The 8076-nt window shown below is 66.4% G+C and carries 7 protein-coding genes; all 7 read left to right on the forward strand.

Translation table 11 applies throughout. The features are described from left to right. Positions 1-7: 7 nt before the first annotated feature. Positions 8-700: a flagellar basal body L-ring protein FlgH gene (gene flgH / locus QOL57_RS00355; protein WP_089241043.1), complete on the forward strand. Its 693-nt coding sequence runs from the start codon at positions 8-10 to the stop codon at positions 698-700. Positions 701-702: 2 nt separating this feature from the next. Then, a complete protein-coding gene (locus QOL57_RS00360) occupies positions 703-1845 on the forward strand; it encodes a flagellar basal body P-ring protein FlgI (protein ID WP_089241041.1) in 1143 nt (380 codons plus the stop codon). Between the two features lies 1 nt (position 1846). After that, positions 1847-3040 carry a flagellar assembly peptidoglycan hydrolase FlgJ gene (gene flgJ / locus QOL57_RS00365; RefSeq protein WP_089241039.1) on the forward strand — a complete coding sequence of 398 codons (1194 nt, stop codon included), beginning with the start codon at positions 1847-1849 and terminating at the stop codon, positions 3038-3040. A gap of 8 nt (positions 3041-3048) precedes the next feature. After that, on the forward strand, positions 3049-4929 hold the full coding sequence (gene flgK / locus QOL57_RS00370; protein WP_089241037.1) for a flagellar hook-associated protein FlgK: 1881 nt from the start codon (positions 3049-3051) through the stop codon (positions 4927-4929). After that, positions 4926-6128, forward strand: coding sequence for a flagellar hook-associated protein FlgL (gene flgL / locus QOL57_RS00375; protein ID WP_089241035.1), 1203 nt, complete (start codon positions 4926-4928; stop codon positions 6126-6128). Before flgK ends, flgL begins: the two co-directional genes overlap by 4 nt. A 443-nt stretch (positions 6129-6571) precedes the next feature. Further along, positions 6572-7789, forward strand: a complete 1218-nt coding sequence (locus QOL57_RS00380) for a flagellin (RefSeq protein ID WP_283401526.1) — start codon at positions 6572-6574, stop codon at positions 7787-7789. Positions 7790-7861: 72 nt separating this feature from the next. Then, positions 7862-8076 (forward strand): flagellin (locus QOL57_RS00385; protein ID WP_089242068.1); only part of this gene is annotated, 215 nt, incomplete at its 3' end.

Here is an 8076-nt window from a genome sequence, read left to right on the forward strand (position 1 = left end):
AACTGCCATGTCGCCCCTTTCTTCCTTCGCCCGTACTGCCCTCGCCTGCGCCGTGGCTGCCCTGCTCGGTGGCTGCGTGATCGCTGGCGACGTGCGCCCCTATCCGACGATGGCGCCATTGCAGCCGATCATGCCGCCGCAGGCCGAACCGACTGCCGGCGCGATCTACGCCGCCGGCCCGACCCTGCAGCTGTATTCGGACCGCCGTGCGCGCGATGTCGGCGACCTGCTGACCATCACCCTGCTGGAAAACACCACCGCGCAGACCAGCGCCAACACCGCCACCAACAAGGAATCGAACCTGAGCCTCGGCACGCCGTCGATTCTCGGTGCACCGGTCACCCTGGGCGGCAAGGACATCCTGAGTGCAACGGCCAAGGGCGCGCGCGATTTCACCGGCAAGGGCAACAGCGCGCAGAGCAACCGCCTGCAGGGCAACGTGACCGTGACCGTGGTGCAGCGCATGCCCAACGGCAACCTGGTGGTGCAGGGGCAGAAGAATCTGCGCCTGAACCAGGGCGACGAACTGGTGCAGGTTCAGGGCATCGTGCGCCCCGGCGACATCAGCGCGGACAACACCGTGCCCTCCAGCCGCGTGGCTGAAGCGCGCATCGTCTATGGCGGCCGCGGCCCTGTCGCGCAGTCCAACGCGATGGGCTGGTTGAGCCGTTTCTTCAACTCCGGCCTGACGCCGTTCTGAGTATGGCCATGAAACTCTTCTTCTCTTCTTCCTGGCAGCGACGCGCCGCGTCTCTCTACTGCGCCGTGTTCATGATCTTCGCGGTGGTGGCCCCGGCCAGCGCCGAGCGCATCAAGGACCTGGCCCAGGTGGGTGGCGTGCGTGGCAATGCCCTGGTGGGTTACGGCCTGGTGGTCGGCCTGGATGGCAGCGGTGACCGCACCAGCCAGGCGCCCTTCACCGTGCAGAGCCTGAAGAACCTGCTGGGCGAGCTGGGCGTCAACGTGCCGGCCAACGTCAACCCGCAGCTGAAGAACGTGGCAGCGGTGGCGATCCATGCCGAGCTGCCGCCATTCGCCAAGCCCGGCCAGCCGATCGACATCACTGTTTCCTCCATCGGCAACGCCGTGTCGCTGCGTGGTGGCTCGCTGCTGATGGCGCCGTTGCGCGGTGCCGATGGCCAGGTCTATGCGATCGCCCAGGGCAACCTGATCGTCGGCGGCTTCGGCGCGCAGGGCAAGGACGGTTCGCGCGTCTCGGTGAACGTGCCCAGCGTCGGCCGCATTCCCAACGGTGCGACCGTTGAACGTGCCCTGCCCGATGTATTCGGTGCCAGCGGCGAGATCACCCTGAACCTGCACAACAGCGACTTCACCACCATCTCGCGGATGGTGGGTGCACTCAACAATGCCTTCGGCGAGGGCTCGGCCCGCGCCGTGGACGGTGGCACGGTTGCCGTGCGTGCGCCGACCGATGCCGGTGCGCGCATCGGCCTGCTGGCCCGCATCGAAAACCTGGAACTGACCCCTGGCGCTGCGCCGGCCAAGGTGGTGGTCAACTCGCGTACCGGCACCGTGGTCATCGGCCAGCAGGTACGAGTCGGCCCGGCCGCGATCTCGCATGGTTCGTTGACGGTGACCATCCAGGAAAACACCAACGTCAGCCAGCCCAACGCCTTTGCCGGTGGCCAGACCGTGGCCACGCCGCAGTCGACCATCACTGCCACCAACGATGGCAGCCGCATGTTCAAGTTCAATGGCGGCACCACCCTGGATGAGATCGTGCATGCGGTGAATGCCGTTGGCGCGGCACCGGGTGACCTGATCGCGATCCTGGAAGCACTGAAGCAGGCCGGCGCCCTGAGCGCCGAGCTCGAGGTGATCTGACATGCGCATCACTCCCGCATTCGAATTGAGCCCCGCACAGCAGAACGATCCGGCGAAGATCGACAAGGTCGCGCGCCAGCTTGAAGGCCAGTTCGCGCAGATGCTGGTCAAGAGCATGCGTGATGCCAGCTTCGGCGATTCGCTGTTCCCGGGCGAAAACAAGATGTTCCGGGAGATGTACGACCAGAAGATCGCCGAGGCGATGACCCGCGGCAAGGGTCTGGGCCTGTCGAGCATGATCACCCGCCAGTTGTCCGGCGCGCAGGCCGATGGCCCGGCACTGGATACCCGGATGGATCCGGCCAAGGCGAGCCGCGCCTACCAGCTCAATGCTCCGGCGGCGCCGTCGCTGCCGCTGCAGGATGCCGGCCAGGCCGTGCGCATGCTGCAGCAGATGGCGGCCGGTGTGCAGGAGGGCGCGCAGTCGTCGGTCGCACCGATGGAGCAGGCGCTGGACCTGATTGCAGGCCGGGAAAGCAGCGGCATGCACCGTTCGCTGGGCACCGACGATCCCTATGCCGGCACCATCGGTGGTGCCGATTGGGCCGCTGCCAGCGACCAGTGGGCGCCGACCGCCAGCAACCGCGGCAGCAGCGGCACCCCGGCCGATGCGCTGGCCACCCGCACCGCCGTCGCCCAGCTGGGCGCGCACACGCCCGAAGGCTTCGTTGCCAGTATCTGGCAGCACGCGCAGAGCGCGGCCAAGGAACTGGGCGTAGACGCCCGCGCCCTGGTTGCGCAGGCAGCACTGGAAACCGGCTGGGGCAAGCGCCAGATCAAGCATGCCGACGGCAGCACCTCGCACAACCTGTTCGGCATCAAGGCCACCGGCTGGAAGGGCCAGAGCGCCACCGCCGGCACCCATGAATATGTCGATGGCGTGCGCCGCAACGAGACCGCCAGCTTCCGCGCTTACACCTCACCTGCGGAGAGCTTTGCCGACTACGTGCGCCTGCTGAAGACCAGCCCGCGCTACCAGCAGGCGCTGCAGGCCGGTACCGATGTGCAGGGCTTCGCGCGCGGCCTGCAACGCGCCGGCTATGCCACCGACCCGCGCTACGCGGCCAAGATCGCCGCGATCGCCGGCGGCCCGACCATCGAGCGCGCCGTGGCCGCCGTGGCCGATGCCGGCTCACGCATCGGTCAGACCTTCGCCAGCACCGCAACCGCGGCGCTGGGTATCACTCGTCGTTGAGGAACCCCATGTCCAGCGTACTTTCCACCGGTACCAGTGCCCTGCTCGCCTTCCAGCGTGCGTTGGCCACCACCAGCCACAACGTGGCCAACCTCAACACGCCCGGTTACAGCCGGCAGAAGGTCGACTTCGCCACCGCCACCCCGCAGAACTACGGCTACGGCGACGTTGGCAACGGCACCCGCATCGTCGACATCCGCCGCGCTGCCGACCAGCTGGCGATCTCGCGCCTGCTCGACAGCGGCGGTGAGCTTGCGCGGTTGAAGCAGCTTTCGGGCATGGCCGACCGGGTCAATGCACTGTTCTCCGACGCGGCCACCAACGTGGCCGGGGTCTGGTCGAACTTCTTCGACACCGTCAGCGGCCTGTCCTCCAACGCGGCCGGCACCGCCGACCGGCAGAACATGCTTGATGGTGGCAAAGCGCTGGCCAACCGCTTCAGCCAGCTCAATACCCATCTGAACAACCTCAATGGCGAGGTCAATAACGGGTTGATGGCCGGTGCCACCGAGGTCAACCGGCTGGCGTCGGAGATCGCGCAGATCAACGGCGCGATCGGCACCAACATCGCCAACGCCGCGCCCGACCTGCTGGATCGCCGTGATCAGCTGATCTCGCAGTTGGTGGGCTACACCGGCGGCACGGCCGTGATCCAGGACGGCGGCATCATGAACGTCTACACCGCCGGCGGCCAAGCGCTGGTGGTAGGCACCACCGCATCGAAGGTCACCACGGTGGCCGACCCGTACCAGCCCGAGCGCCTGCAGCTGGCGCTGCAGACCCAGGGCGGCACCATTACCCTGGACCCGAAGGCGGTTGGCGGCCAGATCGGTGGCCTGCTCGAGTTCCGCGACACCGTGCTGACCCCGGCCCAGGCCGAACTGGGCAAGCTGGCGGTCGGTCTGGCCGAGACGTTCAACAGCACCCATCGCCAGGGCGTCGATCTGTACGGCAAGATGGGCGGCGACTTCTTCAACATCGGCACGCCGCGTGTCACCGGCAATGCCAGCAACACCGGCACCGGCTCCATCACCGCCAGCTATGGCGACCTTGGCAAACTGGAAGCGCAGAACATCGTGCTGAAGTTCGATGGCAGCAACTGGGCTGCCAGCCGCGCCGACACCGGTGCGAGCGTTCCGCTGACCGGTACCGGCACTGCCGCCGACCCGCTGGTCATCAACGGCGTGAAGCTGGTGGTCGGTGGTACCCCTGCAGCCAACGACCGCTTCCTGCTGCAGCCGACGGCCGGCGTGGCCGGCAGCCTGGAGATGGCGATCACCGATCCGTCGCGCATTGCCGCGGCCGCCGCGATCAAGGGCGCCGCAGCACTGGCCAACACCGGTACCGGCAAACTGAGCGGCGTGACCGTGACCGACTCGGCCAACGCCAACCTGCGCAATCCGGCTGCGATCGCGTTCACCTCGGCCACCACCTACACCATCGACGGTGGCCCGCCGCAGACCTACACGCCCGGCCAGACCATCAGCGCCAACGGCTGGAGCTTCGTGCTCGATGGCGTGCCGAAGAATGGCGACACCTTCAACATCACCCAGACCCCGGCCGGCTCGTCGGACAACAGCAATGCCACCAAGCTGTCCAAGGTGGAATCTGCCAAGGCGTTCAACGCCGGCACGGTAACGCTGGGCGGCGCGTTGGGCGGACTGACCACCCAGGTCGGTGCCGCGGCGCGTTCGGCGGAGTATTCGCTGGGGGCACAACAGGTGATCGCTGACCAGGCGCAGGCGGCGCGTGACGAAGTCTCCGGCGTCAACCTCGATGAGGAAGCGGCCGACATGCTGCGCCTGCAGCAGGCCTACCAGGCCGCCTCGCAGCTGATTTCCACGGCCGACTCCATGTTCCAGACCATCCTGGGAGCCGTGCGCCGATGAGCAGCCGTATCTCCACCAGCATGATGTACAGCCAGTCGGTGGCGCTGATGATGGCCAAGCAGGCCAAGCTCAGCCATCTGGAACAGCAGATCGCCACCGGCAGCAAGATCGTCAGCGCCAAGGACGATCCGGTCGCCGCAGGTGCCGCGGTTGGCCTGGACCGCAGCCTGGCCGCACTGGAGCGCATGAAGCTCAACGGCAACAACGTGCAGAACCGCCTGGGCGTGCAGGAAAACACCCTCGCCCAGGTCAACGACCTGATGGCGCGCGTCAACGATCTGACCATCCAGGCCAGCAATCCCGCCTTGAGTGCGCCTGACAAGAAGACCCTGATCACCGAGTTGAACCAGATCCGCGAGGGCCTGCTGTCGCTGGCCAACAGCAGCGACGGCACCGGTCGCTACGTGTTCGGTGGCACCAACGACAGCGATCCGCCGTTCGCCAAGATCGATGGCAAGGTGGTCTATCGCGGCGACCAGACCCAGCGCCAGGTCGAAGTCGGCCCGGACACCTACGTGCGCGATGCCCTGCCCGGCAGCGAGATCTTCCTGCGCATTCCCACCGGCGATGGCTTCGTTGATGGCAGCGCAGCGGCGGGCAACACCGGCAACGGCGTGCTGACCAACATCACCCGCGATGGCAGCGACAGCTGGAACGGGCAATCGTTCAGTGTGCGCTTCACGGCCGCCAACCAGTACGAAGTGCTGGACGGTGCCGGCAACGTGACCAGCACCGGCACCTACAAGGCCGGCAGCGAACTGGAGATCAACGGCGTTCGCCTGCAGATCGCAGGAGCGCCAGCGACAGGTGACAGCTTCAACGTGCAGGCCGCGAGCAGCCGCGACATCTTCGGCACCATGGACAAGCTGATCGCCGCGCTGGATGCCGATACCGGTACCCCGGCGAAGATGGCCGCGCAGCAGAACGAGCTGCAGAGCGCATTGCGTGATGTCGGCCGCGCTGCGGAACGGATGATCGATTCCCGCGCTGCCGGTGGCGCGCAGCTGAAGGCGCTGGACAATGCGGCGGAGATGCGCGAGGCCAATGGCGTAACGCTGAAGACCACGCTGTCGCAGATGCGCGACCTGGACTACGCCGATGCGTTGAGCCAGTACCAGCTGGAAAGCACCGCATTGCAGGCGGCACAGACGCTGTTCTCGCAGATGCAGTCGATGTCGCTGTTCAACAAGATCCGCTGATTCCACGCGCCAGCGTTGGAACCGGAGGCCGCGATGCCATGCATCGCGGCCTTTTTCGTTTCTGCGGTCATGTGCCGCTGCGCTCGCCGGGCACGGCCCGGCGCTACCGAAGGGTTGGCCCTGGTAGCGCCGGGCCATGCCCGGCGGATGTTCCGGGATCGCCCATAAAGCCCAGCTGGCCGACGCCGATACCCCTTCTGGCGCCGGCCAGGCCCTGCCCGGCTGCCCATTCCAGGGTTCACCCCGCTCCTTCCGGGCCAGCGGAAATCCTCGGAAAAACAGCTTTCAGCGATGAAATTCAGCTGCAACGAAATTCCCGGCTAAAGGTTGTTGACAAAGCGCCGTTATTCATTTGGCAACGGCGAAGCACACAGCCAAACAAAAAAATCAGGCGGCGCTTCGTTTCTTTCACCAACGGGTTCCACATAAGAGGAGACGACCCCATGGCACAGGTAATCAACACCAATACGATGTCGCTCAACGCTCAGCGCAACCTGAGCACCAGCGGCAGCTCGCTCGCTACCACCATCCAGCGCCTCTCGTCCGGCCTGCGCATCAACAGCGCGAAGGACGACGCCGCCGGTCTGGCCATCAGCGAGCGCTTCACCACCCAGATCCGTGGTCTGGACGTGGCCATCCGCAACGCCAACGACGGCATCTCGCTGGCCCAGGTAGCCGAGGGTTCGCTGAACGAAGTGGGCAACAACCTGCAGCGCATCCGCGAACTGGGGGTACAGGCCTCCAACGCCACCAACTCGGCCAGCGACCGCAAGGCGCTGCAGGCCGAAGTGACCCAGCTGGTCTCGGAAATCGACCGCGTTGCCAAGCAGTCGGACTTCAACGGCACCAAGCTGCTGGACGGTTCGTTCACCAGCCAGCTGTTCCAGGTGGGCGCCAACGCCGGCCAGGCCATCGCCATCAACAGCGTGGTCAACGCCAAGGCCGATTCGCTGGGCGCGGCCAACTTTGCCAACGGCTACACCGGCACCGCACTGGCCGTCGACAAGGCCACCGCCGATACCACCTATTCCGGCCTGCAGATCTCGGTGACCCCGCCGGGCGGCACCGCCACCACGGTCACCGTCAGCGACTTCACCGTGAAGGCAGGCGAGTCGATCACCTCGGCCACCGCTGCTGCGATCAACAACAAGCTGGGCGAAACCGGCGTGGTCGCCTCCGTCAACGCCGGCGTTGTCAGCCTGGCGTCGGTCAAGGACGGCCAGACCTTCACCCTGGGTGTCAGCGCGGCTACCCCGCCGGCCGGCATCACCGCCGCCACCATCGCCGGCCTGGGCCTGACCGAGACCAGCACCAACGGCGGCACGCTGACCGGCGCAACGGCCAGCTTCGTCAAGGACCTGAACGTCACCACGGCCGAGGGCGCGCAGAAGGCGATGTCGATCGTCGACAAGGCCCTCGAATCGGTCAACAGCGTGCGCGCCGACCTCGGCGCGATCCAGAACCGCTTCACCTCGGTCGTAGCCAACCTGCAGACCTCGTCGGAAAACCTGTCGGCGTCGCGCAGCCGCATCAAGGACACCGACTTCGCCAAGGAAACCGCCGAGCTGACCCGCACCCAGATCCTGCAGCAGGCCGGTACGGCCATGCTGGCCCAGGCCAACCAGGTACCGCAGAACGTGCTCAGCCTGTTGCAGCGCTGACATGAGCCGCCCCCGGGGCACGTCGGGGGCGTCTAACCCAACTCACGTGCAACCGCTCAAGGACCTCTCCTCATGGCACAAGTAATCAACACCAACACGATGTCGTTGAATGCTCAGCGTAACCTGAGCACCAGCGGCAGCTCGCTGGCCACCACCATCCAGCGCCTGTCCTCCGGTTCGCGCATCAACAGTGCCAAGGACGATGCGGCCGGTCTGGCCATCTCCGAGCGCTTCGGCACGCAGATCCGCGGTACCGACGTGGCCATCCGCAATGCCAACGACGGCAT

It is taken from the genome of Stenotrophomonas sp. yr243 (assembly GCF_900184195.1).
Lineage (GTDB): Bacteria > Pseudomonadota > Gammaproteobacteria > Xanthomonadales > Xanthomonadaceae > Stenotrophomonas > Stenotrophomonas lactitubi.